The organism is Rhodopirellula sp. UH5, assembly GCF_056839225.1.
In genome coordinates, this window is the sequence record NZ_CM166390.1 from 1,167,060 (window position 1) to 1,191,403 (window position 24,344).

General features: G+C 56.2%; 15 protein-coding genes. 9 read left to right on the plus strand and 6 right to left on the minus strand.

What is annotated here, in order from left to right; all coding sequences use genetic code 11:
• The first annotated feature begins 263 nt into the window (after nucleotides 1–263).
• Complete coding sequence (locus tag UH5x_RS04265) at nucleotides 264–1,175, plus strand: DUF4349 domain-containing protein (protein ID WP_482634828.1); 912 nt, start codon at nucleotides 264–266, stop codon at nucleotides 1,173–1,175.
• A 216-nt stretch (nucleotides 1,176–1,391) separates the two neighbouring features.
• Here the strand turns inward: UH5x_RS04265 and UH5x_RS04270 are convergent, their stop codons facing one another.
• The 3 genes from UH5x_RS04270 to UH5x_RS04280 form a co-directional block, all read right to left on the minus strand.
• Complete coding sequence (locus UH5x_RS04270; protein WP_482634829.1) at nucleotides 1,392–2,915, minus strand: hypothetical protein; 1,524 nt, start codon at nucleotides 2,913–2,915, stop codon at nucleotides 1,392–1,394.
• Nucleotides 2,916–3,489: 574 nt separating this feature from the next.
• Nucleotides 3,490–4,950 (minus strand): DUF1501 domain-containing protein, encoded by a 1,461-nt coding sequence (locus tag UH5x_RS04275; RefSeq protein WP_482634830.1) that lies wholly within the window; start codon nucleotides 4,948–4,950, stop codon nucleotides 3,490–3,492.
• A 60-nt stretch (nucleotides 4,951–5,010) separates the two neighbouring features.
• The gene (locus tag UH5x_RS04280) at nucleotides 5,011–8,280 is read right to left on the minus strand and encodes a PSD1 and planctomycete cytochrome C domain-containing protein (RefSeq protein WP_482634831.1); all 3,270 of its coding nucleotides are present in this window, start codon (nucleotides 8,278–8,280) and stop codon (nucleotides 5,011–5,013) included.
• A 592-nt stretch (nucleotides 8,281–8,872) separates the two neighbouring features.
• Between UH5x_RS04280 and UH5x_RS04285 the strand changes: the two genes are divergently transcribed.
• The 3 genes from UH5x_RS04285 to UH5x_RS04295 are packed head-to-tail and all read left to right on the plus strand — an operon-like array spanning nucleotide 8,873 to nucleotide 12,578.
• Nucleotides 8,873–9,742: a DUF6999 family protein gene (locus tag UH5x_RS04285; protein ID WP_482634832.1), complete on the plus strand. Its 870-nt coding sequence runs from the start codon at nucleotides 8,873–8,875 to the stop codon at nucleotides 9,740–9,742.
• Nucleotides 9,739–10,869 carry a hypothetical protein gene (locus tag UH5x_RS04290; protein ID WP_482634833.1) on the plus strand — a complete coding sequence of 377 codons (1,131 nt, stop codon included), beginning with the start codon at nucleotides 9,739–9,741 and terminating at the stop codon, nucleotides 10,867–10,869. The genes UH5x_RS04285 and UH5x_RS04290 overlap by 4 nt, the downstream gene beginning before the upstream one ends.
• Nucleotides 10,866–12,578 carry a SidA/IucD/PvdA family monooxygenase gene (locus UH5x_RS04295; RefSeq protein WP_482634834.1) on the plus strand — a complete coding sequence of 571 codons (1,713 nt, stop codon included), beginning with the start codon at nucleotides 10,866–10,868 and terminating at the stop codon, nucleotides 12,576–12,578. Before UH5x_RS04290 ends, UH5x_RS04295 begins: the two co-directional genes overlap by 4 nt.
• Nucleotides 12,579–12,651: 73 nt before the next feature.
• Here the strand turns inward: UH5x_RS04295 and UH5x_RS04300 are convergent, their stop codons facing one another.
• From UH5x_RS04300 to UH5x_RS04310, 3 genes are all read right to left on the minus strand, one after another.
• A complete protein-coding gene (locus UH5x_RS04300) occupies nucleotides 12,652–13,032 on the minus strand; it encodes an MGMT family protein (protein ID WP_482634835.1) in 381 nt (126 codons plus the stop codon).
• Between the two features lie 573 nt (nucleotides 13,033–13,605).
• Nucleotides 13,606–14,388: an LON peptidase substrate-binding domain-containing protein gene (locus UH5x_RS04305; protein ID WP_482634836.1), complete on the minus strand. Its 783-nt coding sequence runs from the start codon at nucleotides 14,386–14,388 to the stop codon at nucleotides 13,606–13,608.
• Between the two features lie 3 nt (nucleotides 14,389–14,391).
• The gene (locus tag UH5x_RS04310) at nucleotides 14,392–15,129 is read right to left on the minus strand and encodes a Bax inhibitor-1/YccA family protein (RefSeq protein WP_236696662.1); all 738 of its coding nucleotides are present in this window, start codon (nucleotides 15,127–15,129) and stop codon (nucleotides 14,392–14,394) included.
• 530 nt (nucleotides 15,130–15,659) lie between these two features.
• On the opposite strand from UH5x_RS04310, the gene UH5x_RS04315 reads away from it, so the two are divergent.
• The 5 genes from UH5x_RS04315 to UH5x_RS04335 all read left to right on the plus strand — a co-directional run bounded on the left by UH5x_RS04315 (nucleotide 15,660) and on the right by UH5x_RS04335 (nucleotide 24,310).
• On the plus strand, nucleotides 15,660–16,238 hold the full coding sequence (locus UH5x_RS04315; protein ID WP_047816969.1) for a dCTP deaminase: 579 nt from the start codon (nucleotides 15,660–15,662) through the stop codon (nucleotides 16,236–16,238).
• A gap of 616 nt (nucleotides 16,239–16,854) precedes the next feature.
• On the plus strand, nucleotides 16,855–19,587 hold the full coding sequence (gene aceE, locus UH5x_RS04320) for a pyruvate dehydrogenase (acetyl-transferring), homodimeric type (RefSeq protein ID WP_482634837.1): 2,733 nt from the start codon (nucleotides 16,855–16,857) through the stop codon (nucleotides 19,585–19,587).
• Nucleotides 19,588–19,720: 133 nt separating this feature from the next.
• Nucleotides 19,721–21,121, plus strand: coding sequence for a 2-oxo acid dehydrogenase subunit E2 (locus UH5x_RS04325; protein WP_047816972.1), 1,401 nt, complete (start codon nucleotides 19,721–19,723; stop codon nucleotides 21,119–21,121).
• 191 nt (nucleotides 21,122–21,312) lie between these two features.
• Nucleotides 21,313–23,700, plus strand: a complete 2,388-nt coding sequence (locus tag UH5x_RS04330; protein WP_482634838.1) for a beta-agarase — start codon at nucleotides 21,313–21,315, stop codon at nucleotides 23,698–23,700.
• A gap of 70 nt (nucleotides 23,701–23,770) precedes the next feature.
• On the plus strand, nucleotides 23,771–24,310 hold the full coding sequence (locus UH5x_RS04335) for a DUF1697 domain-containing protein (RefSeq protein ID WP_482634839.1): 540 nt from the start codon (nucleotides 23,771–23,773) through the stop codon (nucleotides 24,308–24,310).
• Nucleotides 24,311–24,344 lie beyond the last annotated feature (34 nt).

A 24,344-nucleotide genomic window follows, 5' to 3' on the forward strand; every position in this document is an offset into this window, starting at 1 on the left:
CTCGTCCACCACCGCAATTCCGTATCCGATGCTCTCGCACCTAATATTCAGCCAGTCCCCATCGTAGTCCTGGTGAGGCACGACACATCACACTCCTTCACCGCCACCATTCCCGTAGTGGACGAGGCAACGAGTCCTCAGCCATTCCCGCAATGGATGAGGCAACGAATCCTTCGGCTCGCGTTTCGTCGCATCGTCCACAACCGATTCAGCCGAATTGATCATCTAGCGACATACATTCCACCGACGCAGGACCAAAGTTGATGAACCAACGAAACTTTCGCAACAGTTTTCTTGTCGTCCTGCTGTTGATCTCGGGATGCGGGCCGCAGTCCAATCAATTCTCGACCAAGCTCGACGTCATGAGTGAGCAAGCCGTTCAAGAACAACCTGCATCCTTCTCGCTCGCACAAGCTCCGAATCGCCGCCCGGATTTCGATGAGGCCGACACTGAATCATTGGACGCGGACCAATCAAGCGAGAACGCAAAAACCAATCGACGAATCGTTTACAACACCCACCTGTCTTTGGTCGTGAAAGAGTACGCGACCTTTGAATCAAAACTGCCAGCCCTGGTCGACCAGCATGGAGGATTCATTTCCAACAGCGAAACGAATCGCCGCTACAACAATCGACAATCTGGCGAGTGGGTCGCTCGCATTCCAGTTGCGAACTACGTCGCCTTCCTTCGAGGCGTCACCGGATTGGGATTCGCGGAATCTCGCACCGAAGACGCTCAAGACGTCACCGAAGAATTCGTCGACGTCGAGGCGAGAATCCGAAACAACAAGAAGCTCGAAGAACGCATTATCACGATGCTCGAAGAACGAACCGGAAAGCTATCCGATGTCTTAGAAATCGAACGCGAACTTTCGCGTGTTCGCGAAGAGATCGAACGCATGGAAGGTCGCCTGCGAGTGCTATCGGATCGTTCCGCTTTGGCGACCATCACGATTCAGTGCCGCGAAGAAAAGGAGTACGTCCCTCCGGCAGCGCCGACATTCAGTTCACGAATCCAGAAATCTTGGTCACAATCCATCAACGCGATGAAGCAGACCGGTGAACACATCGTCATCGCTGCCATCGCGATCCTGCCTTGGTTGCTTGTTTTCGGCGGACTCATTCTGGTGAGCGTTGCAGTGGGCCGACGATTGCTACGCAAGCGATCGAAGTAGCGGGGAAGAACGACACCGCTTGCTGCTTACGCTGCCGCGAGAAAACGATGCGAGACCGATCGCTAGTTAGCTAACGGTCCCAGAGATGACTCCATCACTCGCATTCACTTCATGGTGCACCGGATGACAGGCGAGCACCATCCGGCGATCCGTTGCTTGGCTGGTCCAACCATTGCGTCGCAGCTAGTCCAGTCAATCAGTGACGTGTGTTGTCGGTCAGCGATCGTTGAAACGGAACGAATACAGGTCTGCGTCCTTGATCACAAACCGTAGCCGAATGGGTTTTCCGGAAAGCGACGCCACGTCGCTCCCGTGATCCCATCGGACCACGCGGTCGATTTCATTTCCGATCTGTTCCACCGATTCGGAGAAGGTGAAGCCCGGGACGGGCTGTCCGGCAGCATCCTGAATCTCCACTCGAACACCGCCGGCGGCTGAAGTCCCGAAGTTGATCGACAGTTCGTTGCCGGAAAACGTCAGCGGTTTCGTCAATAACTCGCCGCCGCGAAACGGTGCCTGAGCCGAAGTGAATCCATCGAGCCGCATCGAGTACCGGTGCAAGTGAGAAGTCGGTTGGGCATAATCTTGATTGAGGTAAACCGACATCTCCTCCGATCCTGTTGGCACGATGTTGAGCGCCGGGTAGTTTGTCCTCGAAACCCAGTTTTTCGAACCGATGCCGGGACGAATGAATCCCTCGAGGAAGGTCCGGTCATAGACCGACCCACCGCGAGAGGTCATCAAGATCGCATCGGAAGTGTCCTTGAAGTACCGGGGCGCAACGTTGATTGCCTCAGCCTGCGATTCAGACAGCACCTGACGCCCCGGCATGAAACGAGCCGCCACGGCGACGTACAAATGTGGGGCACGGAAATAGGGATGCGTTTGGTTGGTATAGAGATGTTCCATCGGTGCCTTGCCCCCGTGGTGTCGATACTCCATCAAGGTGGGTGCGGACCAGTTCACAAAGTCATCGCTGGTCGATCGACAGATGCGACGAATCCCGCTTTCGAAGACACGAAAGTAACACAGGTACCGTTGTTCCGATGCAGACCAAAAGACAACGTTCTGCGAATCGAACATGTAGTCGTACGGAACCATCTCAGAGGAGATCACTGGTTCGTCCTGCATCTTTTCCCAATGAATGCCATCCGCTGAAACCATGGCGATCAAACCGCTGGTCATCGTCCCGCCGATCGCCTTGAACCGTTCCTGGGCAGGCACGTCGGGTCGAGTGTCAAGCATCGGGCTGAAATTGTGGGTCACCGGCGCCGCATCGGCCAGGACGATGTTGTTCTTGGTGCTGCCCTGGAACTCATACAGATTCAGCTCGGGTTTGACCCATCGAATCCCATCTTGGGATTCGGCATAGCAGTAGGTTTCGCCGGGGTTGCCATCGGCACCGGCTTTCGGGCTGCCGCGATAATACAGTCGGTACAGATCACCATCTTGAATCACGGTGCAGTATCCGCAGAACGGTCCTTCCCACGGTTTGTCGAACCGCAACGCCACCCCTTCATCCCGCGGCCGATTGAGCACCAGACGAACGTTTTCAAGCTGATCAATCAGCAGGTGATCGACGAACAATTCGCGACGGTTGCCGATCTCAATCCCTTCATCGTCAGCACGCAACGATGCCTGGGAATGGAACGTCACCGACAACAGGAACAAACAAACTGCACGGGCCAAGACACGCATTTTCAAACCACCTCGAATCGAGTTTTTGAGATTAGCATACACCTTCCAATCGAAAGGGAGTGAAAAGGGAAAAACTCTCAACACCCAGCCCAGCGGGCGACACAAACTCAGGTTGCCCAAGCTTGTGTTGTCAGCTGGACTGGCGTTGGTTGGGTGATTGATGCCCGCTCGACACAACCGCAGCATCGAGACACTTTCGATGTTCCGCGATTCTTCGGTTGCACCAATGCTTGCACCAAGTCCCTGCCTTCATTCATGCATTTGCGAAAGGAATCGCCCTTCCTTTTCAAAATGGGCCTTGTCTCTATCTGTCATGCAAGCATCCCGTTGAAATTCAAGTCGCCACTACTGCAACTCAACCCATTTGTAGAGGTTGACGATTCCGTCTCCTTCAATCTCGATTTTCCCGGAATAAAACTTACCGACGGCTACCATCTTGCATCCCTACCGGAATGAAAACTTGCGCAAGCGACAATACTCTCCGAGCCCAAACGTTCAGCAGTCCAGGCGAACGCCCAAACGGCTCACATGGTGATGCCCGATCATTCCTGCCGACTTGCTTATCGGGGCAACAACACCCCAAAGACGGCAGCCCACCCCAACGCCCGCGTTTTAGCTACGCCAAAACCTCGCGAATCAGGTGACCTTCGACGTTGGTCAAGCGTCGTTCAATGCCGTTGTGCTCGAACGTCAGACGTTCATGATCGAGCCCCAACAGGTGCAGGATCGTAGCGTTCAAATCGTAGAGCGGATGGATGTCCTCGACCGCTTTCTGACCGAGCTCGTCTGTCACGCCATGACTGACACCTGGCTTCACCCCGGCACCGGTCACCCAACAAGTGAATCCGTCGGGGTTGTGATCGCGTCCTTTGGCTCCCTTTTGGAAGAACGGCATGCGTCCGAACTCGGTGCACCACACGATCAATGTGTCTTCGAGCAGCCCACGGGCCTTCATGTCTTGAATCATCGCCGCGGTGGGTTGGTCCAAAATCTCAGCGTGCGTGTCGTATTGCTCCTTCAGTTTGCCGTGCCCGTCCCAGTTGAGGGCACCGCCACTGGCATAGGCTCCATTGAACAACTGTACAAATCGCACGCCGCTTTCGATCAATCGACGAGCCAGGATGCAGTTTTTGGCATAGGCCGCACGGGTCGGATTGGAATCATCGTCCGCTCCGTAGCTTTTCAACACGTGAGCCGGTTCCGATGACAGGTCCGTGATCTCTGGAACGCTCAACTGCATTCGGGCGGCCAGTTCATAGCTGGCAATCCGGGCCGCCAATTTGCTGTCCCCGGGGTGTTGTTCCAGATGGCGTTCGTTCATTCGCTTTAGCAACGAGCGACTCGCTTCGTCCGCGACGTCTGACATGCCAGGCGCACGGAGGTGCCGAATCGGTGATTTCGAACTGACCGTCGTGCCTTGGAATGCAGCCGGCAAGAATCCCGGTCCCCAGTTGTTGGAACCATTCTGCGGCACGCCTCGTGGGTCAGGAATCGCCACATAGGCGGGCAAGTTTTGGTTCTCCGTCCCCAGTGCATAGCTGGTCCATGATCCCAGGCTCGGGAACCCATCCAACTGGCTGCCGGTGGACAAGAAGTTTTCCGCTGGCCCGTGGGTGTTGGTGATGCTGGTCAGCGAGTGAATGAAGGCGATGTCATCGGTCAATTCCGCCAGGTGCGGAAGCATGTCGCTGACCCATTTCCCAGTCTGGCCGCGTTGTCGAAACTTGTATTGCGGACGCGCTAAGTCACCCGCCGGCCCTTGAAAGGTGACCGCTGGCCCGCCTTCCAAGGGACGTCCATCGAGCTTGATGAGCTCAGGTTTGTAGTCCCACGTTTCGAGTTGGCTGACCCCGCCAGCACAAAAGATCACCAGCACGTTCTTGGCTTTGGCCGGAAAATGACCGGGCCGCAGCGCAAACGGACGGGCTGGGTCGATCTGCGGTTGGTTGGCCAACAATCGATCCTTGGCCAACAAGTCCAACAAAGCGATGGATCCCAATCCGGTCGCAGCATTGCCAAGGAACCCGCGGCGATTCAGAAATTGGCGACCGCCGTTGGAGAGGTGGGGAGTGGACATGGTGGAACGGGCAATTTTGAAGGAGACAGAATGAACGAATCGCGAAGGACGTGTTGAGACTCAAGGAAGAAACAAGAATTCATTGCAGTTGAACAAGGCTCGACAAAACGTCTCCAACCCAAATTCGCGAACAACGGAAACCGCGTCTGATAACTCTTCGGCCGACGGCTTTCGGTTGAGCCCTACCCAGTAGGCTCGCTGCACCTGTTGGCTGACATTGTCTTTCGCTTGCTCTTGCAGCACATCCGCGAATGCTTTGGCCTGTTCCATCGTGAAGGGACTGTTGAACAGATTGAGAGCTTGAATGGGGGTCGTCGACTCGATCCTTCGTGCGGCACTTTGCCCGCCATCCGGACAATCAAATGCACCAAACACGGCATCTCGCTCACGTCGCACTTTGTGGGCATAGATCATCCGCCGCAGCCCATCCCCTTGGAACGATTCCACGGGAACAAACCCCGACAAGCCACCACGTTTGTTGAACAGGCTGAAACCGCGTCCGCCCATTTTCAGGTCGAGCTGACCATTGATCGCCAAGATGGAATCCCGGATCGCTTCCCCATCCAGGCGTCGCGACGGGTACCGCCACAACCACCGCACATCGGCGTCTTTCGCGGCCGCCAGCTCGTTGTGCTGAGTCGATTGGCGATAGGTTGCCGACAACACGATCACGCGATGCATGTGCTTGATCGACCATTCACCTCGAATCAATTCCAAAGCGAGCCAGTCCAACAGTTCCGGGTGAGTGGGCTGCGATCCATTCCGACCGAAATCGTTTGGCGTGTCGACGAAGCCGACGCCAAAGTGCCACTGCCAAATTCGATTCGCCATCACGCGGGCCGTCAGCGGATTGTCGGGACGCGCAATCCAATCAGCCAACGCTTTCCGGCGTTCCTGTTCGGGAGTCTTAGCAGAAAGTTGCACGTCGCCCAGCGAACTCAGCACCGCGGGAACCACCGCTTCCTTGGGTTGCTCCGGATCACCGCGATTCAGCAAGTGAATGTCATCGGGTTTGCGAAACGTTCCGGCGAACACGGACGGCCCCTTTCGGTTTTCGCGAATCTTCTTTTCGAGGTGGGCTTTCTCTTTCTGCAGGCCGCTGGCAACGCGGGTCTCATCGGGCGTCAATCCGACCAGCAGGAACTCAGCGGATGGCTTGGTACCTGCGTCCCAGACAACACGATCCCTGGAATCAGCGATCCGCCGCCAATCTTGATCGAGGGCCGTCTCGATGAGGTACTCGGTCGCCAAGCGGTCATCGAATTTCGCCTCACGATCCCGTCCCCACACGACCCGCTCGATCTCCTGCTCGCGAGCGAACTGCAGTTCCACCCAGCCCTTCCCATCTTCACTGGACATCCACGAACTCGAGTTGCCGTGTCGGCCGTCGTTGATGAAACGTGGGTCATGACGGTTTGCAACCAGGTTGTCACCGGATGTTTTGACTGAAGTCCCCATGCTGGCCAAGGCAATGTTTTCGCCTTCTGTGTTGATGACTTCCAACTCGTCCAAGCAGGGTTCCAGTCGGTTGGTTGCCAAAACAGTGAAACGCAGGCGATTGGCACGCACCGGAGTGATGCGATCGGTGTTCATCGTCGCTTGAACCGATCTGCGACGCGGTTCGAGATGAGCCAGCGTTGTCAGCTTTTCCTCCGACACTCCCGCTTCCAAGGTGTAGGACGTCGCAAGTCGATCCGTCAGTTTTCCCAGACGGTCGCGACCCCAGACCACTTTCCCAATCCGTATCGGTTCCGGCAATGCAAACATCACCCACCCCGTGCCATTGGTGTCGGACATCCAACTGCTTTGATTGCCGTACACGCCGTCGTTGAGATGGATCAACTTGTGATTGCTGGACTCCACGCTTCCCGATGCGGTTGCTTGAGCGCCCAGGGAAGCCAAGGCAACGTTTCGAGGTTCAGCCTCGTCGGTGTAGATCTCGAACTCATCAATGCAGGGCGCGATCAGGCCAAGACTGGGATGCAAGTTGGAATCGTGGATCGTGAACCGAATGAACTTTGCCTCCAACGGCTCAAAGGTCTCGGTGTTCTTGCGAGCGTTGGTGGTGCGAATCGGTTCGCCATCATCAGGCCTGGGCCGAGCAATGGGAACGAACCGAGAGAGCTGCTCTTCAATTTCCGTCACCCTTTTCGCCCAGATCTCTGCCTGCTTCTTGAGTGCTTCGGATTCGGGCGTCTTCAACTCACGATCCTTGTATTCGACCCCCGCCACGAACGCCTGCATGCTGTAGTAGTCTTTGGCCGAAATCGGATCGAACTTGTGGTCGTGACACCTCGCACAACCGACGCTCAAGCCAAGAAACGTTTGCGAAACGTTGTTGACGATTTCATCGAGCGAGTCCTGCCGAGCCAATCGTTTCGAAGGCTCGTCGGCACCGATCTGCCCAGGCAGCAGGACGGAAGCCGTGACCAAGAATCCGGTGGCCCGATCCCGCCCCAAGGCGTCCCCCACGATCTGCTCTTTGATGAACTGATCGTAGGGCGTGTCCCGGTTCATCGATTCAATCACGTAGTCACGGTACGGCCAAGCATTCGGCCGTTCGGTATTGACCTCAAAGCCATGCGTGTCCGCGTAACGAACCACATCCAGCCAGTGTTGAGCCCAGCGTTCACCATAGCGAGGAGATTCCAGCAATCGTTCCACCACCTCGCTGAAAGCCGCTTCCCCGTGCTCGAGGCGTCCTAGGAAATCGTTCACCTCGTTGGGCGTGGGGGGCAAACCTGTCAAGTCAAACGTCACCCGCCGCAACCAAACCACCGGGTCTGCTGGCGGCGAAGGCGACAGTCCTTCCTGTTCCAATCGGGCCAGCACCATTCGATCGAGGGGGCCGCGTGGCCAATCAGCCTTGGATACCTGAGGCATGTCCGGCATCACGACCGGTTCGAACGACCAATGATCCATGCGATCTTCCAACACCGCCAGGTCGACTCCGTCGGGCCAGTCGGCGCCTTGTTCGACCCAATTGGTCAGGGTCGCGATTTCTGACGATGACAAGGGATCGCCTTCCGGTGGCATGCGAGAACTCTCGTCTTCGCTGGTCACCCACTCGATCAACGGACTGTCTTCAGGTTCGCCTTCGATCACGAACGGCCCCCAACCATCGCCTCCCTTGAAGGCCTCTGATTTGATGTCCAGTCGCAATCCACTCCGCTGCTTTTCCTCGCCGTGGCAGGAATAGCAATGCTGTTGCAAAATCGGTCGGACGTCATGAACAAAGTCGACCTCGTCAGCCCGCAAGAGAACGGGAACCACACTTCCGATCAAAAGAACGAAGAGAGGCAAAACGAACAGTCCGAAAAGGTTAGGCATGGGATTCCTACAGGACACTCTTTGCAGGGACGACTACCGGCAGGGTGATTCCCAAACTCAAATCATTCGTCAAATGAACAGAATCAGAGTTGGAACAGTTGCGAACTGGTGGGCGAGGAGTCGTTAGGCGGGACCGCCAATTGTAGCAGAACTCGTCCAACGTATTTGCTCCAAGCAGGTCGGCAGGAATGATCGGGTGCAACGATGTGAGCCGTTCGGGCGTTCGCCCCGGTTGTATGTGGGAGCAACGACGCTACCCAAAACATTCCAAATGCTGAAAGACTCCTGCCGAACTGCTTGTCACAACTTCCCCGTGTCTCCACCAGCAAAGAACGAAAGGAGGCCAAGCCATGCGTTTTGTTGGCGTAACACGCCGACAGACAAAGATGCGGACGATGCGGATCTTGTCTTGCGAAGCAACACCAGGCTGACACTGAATTATTGTAGACTCACGCTGCAGTCGCATCCCAATGCTCCGACAGGAGATGGCACGCATCTTGCGCTGATTCAACGCGGTTCGGGACAACGTCATTCACGACGTTTCGCAGACGCCAACGAAGTGCCCTGACCTAGCTTCCACTTGAGACCGCTCATGCCCACGATGCACCGTTTCCCGTACATCAACCGTTACGTCAACGATGTGTTTGCGAAGGAAACATCGCACTGGGACTTTGTCTTTCTTCGTCCTCTGTTGCTGGTCGCCTATTTTTTCATCCGCACGATCCTGTTCCCGTTCAAGTTCGTTTTCCATCGGGTGCCGTATGGATTTGAGGCCTACGCGATCGACAAAACGATGACGTGGGGAATGAAGCACTTGGCGAAGACGGATGCGGCAGAGCTGTTCCTGCGTCACGTGCAAATCGAGCCGATTCTCTATCGGCATGTGCTTCAACGCCAGAACGCCGATCCACCTACAGAAATCAAGAAGCTGAACGGAATCGATGGCGACTTTTCAGTTGAGAATCTGCCCACAGCCGTCCAGAACAACATGACCATCGGTCACGATTTGTTGTCGTATGAATTGGTGGATCGCTTCGACAAACAAGCTTTCCTGGACAATCTCGACTACATCCGCAGCCAGCGACCACTCGACCATGAACAATTCAGCAAAGAGGCGTTGAACGAAAACCGAGAACACTCTTGGCAGGTTCTCGGCGCAACCAACATCGTCCTGTTGATCGTGACGACGATCACTGTCTTCGGTGACTTGAAGACCACCATGAGTGCCCTGAATTCGTTCAGTTCCGACTCCATTCTGCTGTGGTGTCTGAAGCGGATCTATGCGAGTGACCAAGAAATCCAAGTTGATTTGGATTTTTTCATGCAAGAAGTCAGCAACCGCGGGCACTACCACAGCAGTGCATTTTTTTCCAACCCGAGCCAGTACCTGTACTACCACATCGTCTTTGACGAAGTCGTGTATGACATGCTGTGCAACCGACCGCCGAGTACACAGCAGTGAATTCGTCGCCCCCCTCGCGAAGCAGCCATCATCCTGTCGCCTCCTGTTTCATCACGCGGACCGGATCGTTCTTGCCCGGCCCACGGGTGACAAATGAACGCCTGACCGAATTTCTTGGGAATCTCCCCGGCGAAGAGGAAGTGATGCGGCAGGTGCTGCGTATGAACGGGATTGTCGGCCGACACTACGCTCAGGACACGAACCAAACACCCACGCACGATGTTTATGAACTGGGAACGCTCGCAGCCATGCATTGCTTGGATTCCAGCCCCCTCCAAGTCTCACCCAGCTACCTTGCCGCCGGCACAACCCACTGCCCGCTGTCAGGTCCTGGCCTGAGTTCCATCGTCCATCGTCAATTGGCAGATCGAGGCTATCTCAATCGGTCTGTCGAAATCAGTTCCCATTCAGGCATTTGCACGTCGTCTTCGGCCGCCTTCGTGGGGGCGGTGCGAGCCGTGAAGTCCGGCGACCATCATGCGGCCCTCTGTCTGGGAACAGAACACGCATCTGAAATTCTTAAGTCGACCAAAATCCAGCCGATCGATGACCGGAACGCTCACGTCGATCTCCGGAACAGCCAGTGGTTCATGGCAGTGTTTTTGAGGTTCATGTTGTCCGACGGCGCGGGGGCGTTCTTGATTGAGAACCAACCTTCAGACACGCGTCCATCGTTGCGGGTGAACTGGACACATAGCGTTTCCTTCGCGCATGAGGCCCCACTGTGCATGAAGTTGGAAAACGAAACGGGATTGCTCACCCAAGATGTGAAGATCCTGTCGCGTCACATGTTTGAACTCGGTGGTCGCGCGTTTTCGCAATCGCTCCAGCAGCACGGGGAATCTCTCGATGAATACGCGATGATTCTGCCGCACATGTCCTCGTTCTTCTTCCGACGCAAAATGGAACGCGTGATTTCCAGTCACTGCAGCGACCAATCTGCACCGGTGCCCTACTGGACCAACCTCGCGGACGTTGGCAACACCGGTGCCGCCAGCATCTACGTGATGCTCGATCACCACTTGCGTTCAGAAACACCCCAGGCCGGTGAGCGTTTGCTGTTGTTCATTCCCGAATCGGGGCAATTCAATTTCGTCCTGGTGAGCTTGACTGTGGTGATGCCATGAGCGAACACGCGTCGCCTGTTCCGGTCGGTTCGCAGGTTGCCGTTCCGAAACCGAAACCGCGTTTGGCAATCGTCGGTTGCGGGAGCAGCGGATTGGTGACGCTGAAGAATGCACGCGATCAATTGCCTGATTGGGAGATCGTGTGCTTCGAAAAATCAGATCGAATCACGGGTTGTTGGGGCAATCCTTCTCCGGGATTTGTTTCGACCTCGACCAAGTACACGACGCAGTTTGCGTGTTTTCCCTTGTTCGATGACAGTGTCTCAGGTGACGGCGTGTCCGATTTCCGTGACTTCTTTTGCGACGGGGAGTACGGCGACTACCTGGAATCCTTCGCGACCGCGTTCTCACTTCATTCGTCCATTCGGTGCAAAACGCGGGTCGACCAAATCCGCTACGTCGAAGCGTCGAATGAGTGGCAACTGAAAACCCGCGGCCTCGAACCCGAAGACAGCCCCCAACGAACCGAGATCTTTCAGGCGGTGATCATCTGCACGGGATTGGCAGCCCGAGCACGGACCATTCCGCCGTCCCGTGCCCAGTCGGCCGACCAAGCCAGCCTCCGTTCCGAAACACCGCGATTGCTAAACAATGCCCAACAGATCGATGAGATCGAGAATCAAACCGTCGTCGTGATTGGCGGTGGAGAATCAGCAGTTGATTTCGCCGATCGATTGTCTCGCCCCGAGCGGAACAATCGAGTCTTCCTCTCGCTGAAGTCGGGCATTCGGGTGAGCCCCCGCTACCACCCCATCCACGGCGTCCCTTCGGACTTTTTGCGCAATCGCCTGATGCTCTCAATCCATCCCGACCTACGCAATTGGATCGGGGAACGATTCGTGAAGGCACGCATTCGATACGCAGATACATTTCGCCGATGGTTCCCGACCCACAAGGCCTCGCCATCCCAACAAGATGAGCCACAAAGCGATCGCGAGCGGAAGAAGAACGATTGGGCGATGCGACTGACGCGGGCCGCCAAGGATGACTTGTTCAATATGTTTCATAATAAGAGCGACCGCTTTCTCGACTCGGTCGCCGATGATCGTATTTGCATCGTTGGCCCGGCAGCAGATTCACTGGACACCTACTTCGATTTCGATCGCGAAAGGACACGGAAACTTTGTCCGGATGTCGTCGTCCCCGCGATCGGATACGAATCCTGCTTGGAAGCCCTCTCGGATTCAGAGATCCAACTGAGCGACTTCTACCTTGGCTGTTGCCATCGCAGATTCCGGAACCTCTTTTTGGTTGGGTTTGCCCGCCCCATCATCGGCAACGTCCCCACGATCAGCGAGATGCAAGCGAAGTTCGCTGTCAAACTGCTCTCAGGAGATTGTTCCCTGCCAATTGATTTTGCACGTCAGCATGATCGAGACACGAGCAATCAACGGATGCGTTTTGGCAAACTCAATCTGGCAGCAATCTATCCCGTCGAGATGATTCCTTATTGTGACCGGCTTTCAAGACTCATGGGCGACTACCCCAGCCTCAAACGGTGTGGCTCACTCGGGGCCTGGTTCCGGGTCCAGTTGGCCACCTCAACCACGATGCACTATGGGCTTGATGATCGCACCACTCGATCACGTTTGAGCCAGGCAAAGGTGTTGATGCCACCTCTCTTCATCGTCCTGTTGCTGATGCTCAAGCCGGTTGATCGGTCGTATCGTTTGCTGACGTGGCGAAGAAGAGCTCAAAAGAAAGTTTGACACGCCGCCCCAACCCTTCCCAGGACACCCCAATCACCGCCCACCAGAATCCCCCGCACTTCAGTTCATGTGCTCAGAGGTCTTGGGCCGGATCCACCAACTGGCTTTGGAGAGCAGGTGCAAACCGCCCCAGCGGCGACTCCAGAACTCGCAAGCGTTTCATGATCACGCCCTCTTCCAACAAGCGCTGTTCTTGCAAGGAAGGGTTGACCGGCGGCAACCTGCCGTCGTTGTAGACCACTCGCCACCAAGGCAACGCATCAAAGGATGCTCCGAGCAATTGCCCCACCGCTCGGTGGCGGCGGGGATAGCCTGCTCGCGCGGCGACATCGCCGTAGCTGACCACCTCCCCCGGTCGCAGTGCCTCGATGGCGGCGACAAAGGCGGTTCGCATGGGATCGGACTCCGGTTCTCGTTCGGTCCATTCCGGCGATTTGGGCGACTCAGAAGTCATGGGCTCAGAATTCCACTCGATTTTCGTTTCGCGGCCGCGAACCTGAATTTGGTTGCATGCGTCTTGACTACCGACGATCATGTCGTCACTGGGTCGCGATTCCGCGTCGCGACAAAACTTCCGCACGTTCGCTTGTCTGTTCTGGTTGGCACCTGGGCAAGTGGCGTCGAACCAAATTTTCAAAGGAGGTGATCAAGTGGATTATTGCTGTATTAGCCAACGGGGTGGAAACCCTTGACGAAAGTCGGCGGGCTGACGCCAGGGTCAGCCACCCCACTCGCGATCACTTTCTAGAACGCGAGCCTAGCCCGTTTGCTGAGATGGTTACCTTGGTCTCAGCAGACGGGTTTTTCGTGCGCTGACCAATTCAGACCCACGCATGTTTCAATCCTAGTGGTCTGTTAAAGCTAAGAGTTAGGGTTGGTCGTAGTGGACGAGGCCACGAGTCCTGAACTGGCGTCAAATCCAAGGACTCGTGGCCTCGTCCACTACCTTAAAAACAAGTCGTGACAGACCACGAGGCTGGTTCAAATTCGCTGGAACATGTCACGAAGCATCGTTGCAGCGAATGCTTCAGTTCACACTGAACGGCGGCGGGAACTCTTTTCGGGATCCAGACGACTCTGCCAAGTCGACGTTGCCTTCTTCCACGCTGACGGACTGCAGGTTCAAACCGCCCCGCTGGATCATCCGAATCAGCGTTTCGGCTCGTTGATCCACATCGGACATTGCCAGCAGCTTGATCTTTTCATCGGGATCAAACGGCAACGTGTAAGCGATGATGTCGGTGATCGGCCCGACCCCCATTTGCCCAGCCATCAAATCATGCAGGGACTTTTGGGAACCTTCGCTGACGGGAATGATCTTTCCGAAGGCCTCGAGCAACCGCTTCTTCAGATCGGCCCGTTTTTGTGTTCCGGCGGGCAGATAGAAATCGTCAATCAGATCGACACGGGCGGTCCGGAACGAACGCCCGGTGTCCAGTTCGTGACGCACCGTGGCGCGGCGGATCCCCACCACCAAAATGTTGTGTCGATCGCCTTCGAGTTCCGCGTGCGAAATGATCTTGCCGACACACACGGTCGGCGAAATCGGAGGCAACATATTCAACGGCAACTTCAGGTTCGCCGTGTCATCCAACACCACGCTGCCCTGAGAATTGGTCAGCGTCGCCATCGTGATCAGGTGATCCGTCGACAAGGCTTCTTGCAGCATGTCGACGTATCGAGGTTCGAACACGTGCAGAGGCTGCATCGCGTGAGGGAACAAAACCATTCCCGGAAGCGGAAACAACCGGACCAGCCCGTCGAAGTCATCCGGCAGACTGGTCACACCCGTGATCGAATCAAAACTCATGAATCAGTCGTTGCTGGAGAAGGCAATCAGGATTCGCAGCACGTAGTAGAACAACAACGCGACCGAAGCAAACAATGCCAAGGAAGCGGCGACGTACTGACGCGTGTCGTAGTGGTGCAAAACATTGGAGGTGTCATACAGAATGTAGCCGCATGCCAAGGCCACCATCGCGGCGCTGAAGAACAGCCCCAATGAGAAACCAAAGAAAACGCCACAGACGACGACGCCCATCGCGACCAATCCGGCCACGAACAAATAAGTGCCCCACGATGCCAAGTCGACTCGCGTGAGCATCACAAACCCGGTCAGCCCGGCGAAAGTGAGCGTGGTGATGATCCCTGCCAAAATCGGGATCTGAGGTTGCCCCATGACGCGAATGGCGATGTACATGAGCGGCAGCATGATCACGGCTTGGGCGACGACGTACAGTCCCAAGCCGGCGTACTGCAGACCGCGAGATTGTCCGCTGCTGGCCCAAGAACGAGCCATCCAACTGACGGCCATGAAGGCGCCCAGCACCAACAGCCAACCGTACCCGCCCGTCATCCGCTGGACCATCATGTCCATGGTCGCGGCAGGAACCATCGTGAACAGCACGACTTCCAACGCCAAGAAAGCGAAAACCGCTCCTGAAAGGTGAGCGTAGGTGCGGCGAATGAACGCAATTCGATCGGTCTCATCTGCGTAGATCGCTGCGTTGCCGTAGGCGGCACCATCCACGCCGGAAGAGTAAGGATTCATGTTGCTCATAGGTCGTTCGTTTCAGTTGAAAGGCTGAATCAAGGGAGGGAGACAAAAATCCGATCGCGGAACGCCATCGGTATCGGAAACTCAAAAACGGACTGGATTCCCAAACGCCAAGGTGCTGCTTGCAGCCTTGCCCCCCAGGATGAACACTCCACTCTCGAAATTCACGATCGTTTCTGATGGAGAGGACGGGGGCTGAGCAGCTTTCACGTCGATCTCACAAGTTGTGCGGGTCGAACCGGTTCTACGGAGCAAATCGGTTGTTGCTCGCTTCGAACCGTCGGCTTTCCAGAAATATACCCCAATGCGACATCTCGGGGATCAATCGCAACCCGGAAGTGGTTAAATTGCCAGGAGCAGCCCAGACAACGAACCGCTCATCCGGCCCCAATCCTTTCAAATCCCCTGAATGCCATCCCGCTTGTCGGGCAAGGGACATTCTCGGTGATTCATCGAGTGCCGATCTTTTTGAGTGGCGCCTCCCGTCCCGCACCTCGCCACGTTCCGCTTAGGAAACACAGTCGATGATCCTTTCCGGTCAAGACATCCAACAGCGATTGGGCAACGACATCGTGATCGATCCGTTTGATCCGTCCCGCTTGTCGCCTAACAGCTACAACCTAACGCTTCACGATGAGTTGCTGGTTTACGAAGAAGTCGTGCTGGATGCCGCTTCTCCCAATCGGTATCGCCGCCTGCCCATTCCCAAAGAGGGCCTGACGTTGCAACCCGGCACGTTGTATTTGGGCCGAACGGTCGAGCACACCGAAACGCACGGGTTGGTGCCCATCGTCCAGGGCAGATCCTCCCTTGGACGCCTGGGGTTGTTCCTGAATCCTGGCGGCAGCCTCGGGCACGCGGGTTATCGCGGCACTTGGACCCTCGAATTGCACTGTGTTCAGCCGGTCCGGATCTACCCAAACATTCAGATTTGCCAAATCACGTACTGGGAAATCAGCGGCGACAGCCCCGAAGAAGCCAGCGAGAAATACCAAAACAGCCACGACATTCAGCCCTCGCTGATGCACCGCGAACTTGGCTTTGACGATCGTGACACGCAGCTTGAGTTGGGGTTTGATGAAGCGATTCAGAGCCTTCCGTGAATTTCGCCGAAACATCGGGCTGTTTCCCGCGACCAAATGTCGCTGCCTGAGTGCTTTCGCCTGAACCTTTGCCTGAATCATCGGGCGTGGAAATCGCCGGAAACGGCCACAAGGAGCGAGTTGTCGGTGCGATCCGACGGCCTGAAAGCGTCTTCCCCAACGGCTTTGGACACTGGCGTTCCAACGAAGCGCCCAACGCATTTCGCTGGCGGATCATCCAGGCAGGCGGTTTTCGCTGCAAAATGCCGCGAATTCCCAGGTTCGAAGAGCGGCGGTGAAGTTCGATGGGGTCGGCACGACCACCCCCAACGGCTTGTTGATTCGTTCGATTTCACAACCCGACGCGTGAGCGAGGGCCCCATAGGCTCGTTGCAACGGCACACGATCCCTCGCTAACGCTTCGGGTTAGGATGAAAACAACAGGCCGCCAAAGGGTGGGTGCAATGGATTCAACGCCACCAATCCCACCAACCGTTCGGGAAAGCTGAAACGGACATTTCTGGGCCCCTCCCTAACCTTGCTGGAAACAGGCAAGAACGGCTAAACTACGTGGTCTGACTCAAAAACTCGACCTATCTGATCCAAACGTCCGCGAGCCCGGAGTTCTCTACTCTCTATGTCCGAATCCAAATCCGTCGCTCAAGCCGAAATTTCCCAGAACCTCGGCGAATTGCAACACTCGCCGGATGTCGACGTCGACGCCGCCGAGACCCAAGAGTGGATATCATCCCTCGAATATGTCCTTCAGAGCAAAGGTCCCGAACGGGTCAAATTCCTGATCGACCAATTGCGTGACCGAGCCGCCGAAGAAGGCGTGCCGCTTTCCTCGGACACCTCGACACCCTACGTCAACACAATTCCACCTCACGAACAGCCCGCTTACCCCGGCAATCGTGAACTTGAACGCCGCATCAAATCGATCATCCGCTGGAACGCGATGGCCATGGTCGTCCGAGCCAACAAACGGCCCGGTGGCGTCGGCGGGCACATCAGCACCTTCGCCAGCTCCGCGACGCTTTACGAAGTCGCCTTCAATCACTTCTTCCAAGGCCGTGGCGAAGACGGTTACTCCGGTGACTCGATCTACTTCCAAGGTCACGCCTCGCCCGGCATGTACTCACGTGCCTACCTCGAAGGTCGGTTGACCGACGAGAACCTCGACAACTTCCGTCGTGAACTGGCACCCGGTGGCGGACTTTCCAGCTACCCTCACCCGTGGTTGATGCCCGGCTTCTGGGAATACCCGACCGTCTCGATGGGCCTCGGCCCAATCATGGCGATCTACCAAGCCCGTTTCAACGAATACCTCAACGACCGCGGTATCAAGAACACCAAGGGCCAAAAGGTTTGGGCGTTCCTTGGTGACGGCGAATGCGACGAACCAGAAACCCTCGGTGCGATCGGGTTGGCTTCGCGTGAGAAGCTTGACAACTTGATCTTCGTCATCAACTGCAACTTGCAGCGTCTCGATGGCCCCGTTCGCGGTAACAGCAAGATCATTCAAGAACTGGAATCGATCTTCCACGGTGCCGGATGGAACGTCATCAAAGTCGTTTGGGGTGGCGAATGGGACGAACTGCTGGCTCGTGACACGACTGGCCTGCTGGCCAAACGCATGAACGAAGTCGTCGACGGTCAATACCAGAAGTACACCTCGATGCCGGGCAGCTACATTCGCGAGCACTTCTTCGGCAAATACCCTGAACTGCTTGAGTTGGTCAAACACCTGTCCGACGAGAAGCTCGAAAAGATTCGTCGCGGCGGTCACGACCCCGAAAAGGTCTACGCGGCGTACAAGCAAGCTCACGAGTTGAACAACGGCAAACCAACCGTGATCCTGGCAAAGACCGTCAAGGGTTACGGCTTGGGCGAAGCCGGCGAAGGCCGCAACGTGGCTCACAACCAAAAGAAGATGAACGAAGCGGAACTGCTTGAATTCCGAACTCGCTTCGGCATTCCAATCAGCGACGAAAAAGTCGGCGAGGCCCCGTTCTACAAACCGCCGGCCAACAGCCAAGAGATGAAGTATCTCAAGGAACGCCGGGAAGCTCTCGGTGGCCCAGTGCCAAGCCGTCCGACCGAGCATCCAAAGTTGGAAATCCCAGCCCTGGATGTGTTCCAAAAGTTTGTTGCCAAACGGACGGACAACAAAGAAGTCAGCACCACATTCGCCGCCGTGCAAATGTTGGTCGCGATGTGCCGCGACAAATCGATTGGCAAATTCGTGGTCCCCATCGTGCCGGATGAATCGCGAACGTTTGGCATGGAAGGCATGTTCAAACAGTTCGGCATCTACGCTCACGCGGGCCAACTCTACGAGCCAATGGACTCGGACCAAGTCGCTTTCTACAAGGAAGCTCAAGACGGTCAAATCTTGGAAGAAGGCATCACCGAATGTGGCTCGATGTCCAGCTTCAATGCCGCCGGCACCGCTTACAGCTGCCACGGTGTGAACATGATTCCGTTCTACATCTACTACAGCATGTTCGGTTTCCAACGAATCGGTGACTCGATCTGGGCCGCCGCTGACATGCGAGCCAAGGGCTTCCTCGTGGGTGGTACCGCCGGTCGCACGACGCTCAACGGCGAAGGACTGCAACACCAAGACGGGCACAGCCTGCTCAACGCGATCGCGTTCCCAACCGTGCGTGCGTATGACCCCGCGTTCGCCTACGAAGTCACCGTGATCGTTCACGAAGGCTTGAAGCGAATGTACGAAGAGGGCGAGGAGTGCTTGTACTACATCACCGCCGAAAACGACCCGTACGTTCAACCGGAAATTCCTGAGGGATGCGAAGAAGGCATCATCAAGGGAATGTACAAATTCAAGAGCCGTGAAGTGGACGGGGCCAAGGCACGCGTTCAACTGTTCGGCAGCGGTGCAATCCTGAACAGTGCTTTGAAGGCCCAAGAGATTTTGGCCGAGAAGTACAACATCGCCAGTGATGTTTGGTCGGTGACCAGCTACACGTTGCTGCGTCGCGAAGCGCATGCCGCGGAACGCTGGAATCGTTTGCATCCGACCGAAACGCCTCGCAAGAGCTACCTCGAGGAAACGCTCGAAGGCGTCGAAGGCCCGTTCATCTCGGCCAGCGATTACGTGCGTGCTCTCGGCGAACAACTCACGCCTTGGATCCCAGGCGACTACTACGTTCTGGGAACCGACGGCATGGGCCGCAGCGAAACTCGCGAAGCCCTGCGTCGCCACTTCGAAGTCGATGCAGAGTCCATCACCATCGCGGCTTTGGGTCGCCTGGCCAAAGCTGGAACGTTCCAAGCCGCCGATGTTGCGCAAGCGATCAAAGATCTGGATTACGATCCCGACAAAATCGATCCTTACTTCGCGTAACTCTGGCCGGACACATGCAAACGTCCGTTTCGAGATGCGGTCAGCTGGCCTCGATTCCCAACCAGGAACGGCCACGACCGCCAGGACCGGGCGTCTCAACATTCTCCAATCACACCCCTGACATACCTTTCCCATGACTGAAGTCAAACTCCCTGAACTCGGCGACGGCATCGAATCTGGCGATGTCCTCGAAATTTTCGTTTCCGTCGGCGACACGATCACCGCTGGCCAGGACATCGTGGAAATGGAAACGGACAAAGCGACCGTTCCCGTGCCCAGCGATGTGGGTGGCAAGGTCACCAAGATTTCGGTCAGCGAAGGGGACACGGTTCCCATCGGTGGCGTGCTGCTAGAAGTCGAAGCCGCTGCGGGAGCAGAATCGGCTCCCGAACCGGCCGCTCCAGCGCAACCAGAAAAGAAGCCCGACCCCAAACCAGAACCTCAGGCGGCAGCGCCTGCTCCCGAGCCCGCCGCTCCTCCTGCTCCTAAGCCGGCGGCACCGCCCGTTGCTCAACCCGTCGCAACCCCAGCCGCTCAGGCTCCCGCGGTCGCCGATGAACCCGATGCACCAGTCGAGGGCGGTGGATCGATCCCAGCCGGTCCAGCGATTCGTCGCTTCGCTCGCGAGACAGGTGTCAACTTGGCCACCGTCACCGGCACGGGTGCTGGCGGACGCATCACCCGGGACGACGTCTTGGCTGTGGTTCGCTCGGCCAGCCAAAGGGCTGCCGCACCCGCCGCCAAGCCGGCTCCTGCCGCAGGCAAGTCGGCTCCGCGAGCCAACGTCACATCGGGCGATTTGCCCGGCACCCCTGACAATGATGACTACGGCCCCATTCGCGTCGAGCGAATGAGCAAGATCCGGAAAACGATCGCGGCTCAAATGCACTTGTCATGGTCCACCGTCCCACGGGTGACCAACTTCGACGACGCCGACATCACCGATCTCGAACGCCTCCGGCAAAGCAGCAAAGAAGACTACGCGGCTCAAGGTCTGAAACTGACCACGATGCCATTCTTGGTCAAAGCCGTGGCAACCGCTCTTCGTCATCACCCATCGCTCAACGCGGTGATCGATTCCGAGAATCAGCAAGTGATCTACAAGGATTACGTCAACATCGGCATCGCGGTGGATACCGACAACGGCTTGGTCGTTCCCGTGATGCACAACGCTGACCAAATGGGCATTCCTGACACTGCTCGCAACATCGCCGAAATGGCCGGCAAAGTTCGCGGCGGCAAGTTCGGCGTCAACGACCTGCGTGGTGGATCGTTCACGATCAGCAACCTGGGTGCAATTGGTGGCCAGTACAGCACACCCATCGTCAACGTTCCCGAAGTTGCCATCCTGTTGGTTGGCCGTTCACGGAAGTTGCCCGTTGTGATGCCCGACGATTCGATCCAACCTCGTTTGATGATGCCGTTGAGTCTTTCGTACGACCACCGCTTGGTCGACGGAGGAACCGCAGCCCGCTTCCTCAACGATGTGATCGGGTACCTGCAGGCCCCAAGCCGTTTGCTTTTGGCTCTCTGAGTTCGCAACGTTACAAACGAAAAACGCCCCAAGGCCGAGTCTCACCGACTCGGCCTTTTTTGTGCGCAAACAGCGAATCATCCGTGCCCATCCAAACGGCACCAAGTCCATACATTGGACAAGGGCTGTCCTCACGACAATCATTGGAGGTTCCCCACACCTCATGCTATCTCATCGATCCCCACACGCTGATGAAAACGATCTTCCTGTCTGTGATTCTTGGCACGCTGCTTCCCGCCTGCGTGTTCGCTCAGTCGCCCGACCAAAGTCCGCTCAGTGATGAGGGTATCGCTCGACGCGCCACTCATTCGTTTCTGTTCGAAGAGTTTTCGAAAGGAAAAGAAACGACCTATCGCGGTGAAGGCGACCAACGAAACCTGTTCGAGATGGTCCTCTCCAACGAAACCATTCACCTCAGCGGTGATGTCTCGATTGAATTGCCAGAGGGAAGCCAACGTGTCGCATCGCTATTCAAGTACATCATTCTCCGCGGTGAAAACTTGAATCATCTCGGTGGGATCGATGTCGCTCCCTATTCCGGCGGCGGCACCGTCGAACGCAGCACGCAACAACCCAAGCTGTACCGATTCAAGTTGCCCGCAATGCCCGTTCCCAGCGAGGACATGCCGCCGATCCGCATTCGCACCCGTTGCGCCGATGGCAAAACCGCCACCATCACACAGATCGCCTTCCACTCCCAAGGCAATTTGCCAGTGCAGTTCGACGACCTGCCCTACCGAACATTGGGAGCCGACCAACCGCGGGTTCCGGTCCAAGTCAAAATCGACCTGCAACACGAACTTTCGATCGCTGGTCACGCCGACCTGGAACGCGAAAAGTTCTTTCGCTACTACGCGGCCCCAGGGACGTGCGATCCGAGTTTCGAACGCTGGGCGAGCGAACGCAACTTCAAACCAGGACGCCAAATTTTCAAACTCCAACCTGGATTGGTGGTTGGCTACGGACGCGGTGAGAAGCTCAAAGAAAACCCAACTGAACCAGGTGCCGCTGATTTGAGCTTCTTTGAACGTCATGATTCATCCGCCCCCAAAACGATCCCCGCGTTTGAGGACGTTGATTATGCGATGTGTTTGAACGACTACCCAGAGTTCATGTCCGTCGAACACGTCGGACGCGGCACACCCTTGATCGAACACTTTGGAGACGCGGCCGATCTTGCGGCCGCACACATTGCTGACCAAAAAGCGGACGGTGGACGCACCGCGAAATGGTGGGAAGTCAAAAATGAATCCACGATCAAAGCCGAGTGGGACTACCACTATCAAAAGGATCATGATTCTTGGGCGTTGCTCGCCGAGTTCCACAACGATGTCGCTAAAGCGGTGCACGCGAAAACTCCGACGGTCAATGTGGGTGGCCCCACGTCAGCTTGGATGCAATTGCATGTCAATCAATTTGGACTCTACCGTGACCAAGCCCGGTTCATGGATCTGACTCGAGACCACTTGGATTTCTACTCCCACCACTTCTATGAAAACATGGGTTCGCTCGGAGCCTGGGAACGTCGTAACAAAGGCTACTCGGGTTACCTACTGGGTCGTCTCGAAGCAACGCTCGACATGTTGCAGGCCCACATGGAAGAGACCGACAATGTCAAACCGATCCTGATCACGGAGTGTGGCTCGCTGCAAGCTGGGCGTGGAGCAGCGGACTACTGGTTGCGTCTGCGATCGTACAGTGCATTCGTTCACAAGCTGATGAACCGCCCTCATCAGATCGATTTGGCAGTCCCGTTTGTGTTCACCAACATGCACTGGAATCCCAACAGCGGAAACGTTGCTTTCATCCCAACCGAAGGAGCCTCCGCTCGCGGTCCCTTGTCCGATTTCCAGCCCACTCCAGTCGCGAATTACTTCGAACTGTGGCGTGATTTCGATGGCCGCCGACTTCCCGTCCAAATCAGCGGCCTGGCTACTGTGGGTCTGAATGCGACGGCTGTCTATCAAGGCAATCGTCTGCAAATCGCACTGACCAACATGACCAGTCGTCAACTCAGCGTTGACCTGTCCAATTTCGCAGGCGACACACTGAACGCATCGTCCATTCAGCAACGACGTCTGCGATACAACGACGGCCAAGTCCTCTACGAAGACGCAAACTCGTTGTCCGATTCGAAGGCGGTTCCGGTCGACGCGGAGGAGACAACCGTTGTGACGTTCTGGTTTGACAAACAGATCCAACCGACCAAAACGCTTCACCGTGAATTTACTTACGCTCCCGGCACCGCCGTGACTGCCGATCAAACGCGTGCGTTCCAAATCGAAATTGATGACGCATCAAAAATCCATTCGGCGAAGCTGATCATCGGTGTTCATCGCAACAGCGGACTGGAACAAGCCGTTGCCGGAACCTTCAATGGACAGTCTTTTGAGTCTCACCCAGAGTGGGCCCACCAGTTTGACCAACTAATGGCTCCGTTGGAGATTTCAATTCCCAAAACCTGGCTGCAGAACAACAACCAAATCCAAATCGAACCCCAACCCGGTCTGACGATCACCTCAGTCCACTTGATTCGCGACAGCATCAGTGAGGCCGTCGATAGCAAACGCAGTCAATGAGCTCCCGCGGTTTCAATTGCACTGTGCTTTGTCACAGCGGCACCTACGTTCCATTCCATATTGGAAAACCATGACAACCTGGATCGCTCTTTTCCGCGGCATCAACGTTGGTGGCAAGAACAAGTTGCCAATGGCTGCCCTGCGATCAACTTTGGAATCCATCGGATGTCAGTCGGTTCTCACTTACATTCATAGTGGGAACGTCGTGTTCTCGTGCGAGCCTAGCTCGAAAGAAGCAATTGCCGAACGAATTGCCGACGCGGTGGACGAGAACTTCGGGTTCAGGCCTCAAGTGATGCTTCTGACGAAAGATGAATTTCAATCCACCGTCGCGAACAATCCGTTCGCCGATGCTGTTGCCGCTCCCAAGACGCTCCACTACTTTTTTCTCTCGACCCCACCGGTTCATCGAGATCTTGCGACACTCGCCGAACTCGCGACCGCTACCGAACGCTTCGATTTGATTGAAAACGTGTTCTATCTCCACGCTCCCGACGGGTTTGGAACGTCCAAATTGGCCAACAGCGTTGAACGAAAACTGGGCGTGGGCATGACTGCTCGCAACCACTCAACCGTTGAAAAACTCGCAGGCCTTCTGAATCCTGAATAGTCCATAATGTTCGCTGCTGGAGACACAACGACTT

Coding starts and splice junctions, on each gene's coding strand:
- UH5x_RS04265 (WP_482634828.1), top strand. CDS start 264: ATGAACCAACGAAACTTTCGCAACAGTTTTCTTGTCGTCCTGCTGTTG.
- UH5x_RS04275 (WP_482634830.1), bottom strand. CDS start 4,950: ATGTCCACTCCCCACCTCTCCAACGGCGGTCGCCAATTTCTGAATCGC.
- UH5x_RS04280 (WP_482634831.1), bottom strand. CDS start 8,280: ATGCCTAACCTTTTCGGACTGTTCGTTTTGCCTCTCTTCGTTCTTTTG.
- UH5x_RS04285 (WP_482634832.1), top strand. CDS start 8,873: ATGCCCACGATGCACCGTTTCCCGTACATCAACCGTTACGTCAACGAT.
- UH5x_RS04295 (WP_482634834.1), top strand. CDS start 10,866: ATGAGCGAACACGCGTCGCCTGTTCCGGTCGGTTCGCAGGTTGCCGTT.
- UH5x_RS04300 (WP_482634835.1), bottom strand. CDS start 13,032: ATGACTTCTGAGTCGCCCAAATCGCCGGAATGGACCGAACGAGAACCG.
- UH5x_RS04305 (WP_482634836.1), bottom strand. CDS start 14,388: ATGAGTTTTGATTCGATCACGGGTGTGACCAGTCTGCCGGATGACTTC.
- UH5x_RS04310 (WP_236696662.1), bottom strand. CDS start 15,129: ATGAATCCTTACTCTTCCGGCGTGGATGGTGCCGCCTACGGCAACGCA.
- UH5x_RS04315 (WP_047816969.1), top strand. CDS start 15,660: ATGATCCTTTCCGGTCAAGACATCCAACAGCGATTGGGCAACGACATC.
- aceE (WP_482634837.1), top strand. CDS start 16,855: ATGTCCGAATCCAAATCCGTCGCTCAAGCCGAAATTTCCCAGAACCTC.
- UH5x_RS04325 (WP_047816972.1), top strand. CDS start 19,721: ATGACTGAAGTCAAACTCCCTGAACTCGGCGACGGCATCGAATCTGGC.
- UH5x_RS04330 (WP_482634838.1), top strand. CDS start 21,313: ATGAAAACGATCTTCCTGTCTGTGATTCTTGGCACGCTGCTTCCCGCC.
- UH5x_RS04335 (WP_482634839.1), top strand. CDS start 23,771: ATGACAACCTGGATCGCTCTTTTCCGCGGCATCAACGTTGGTGGCAAG.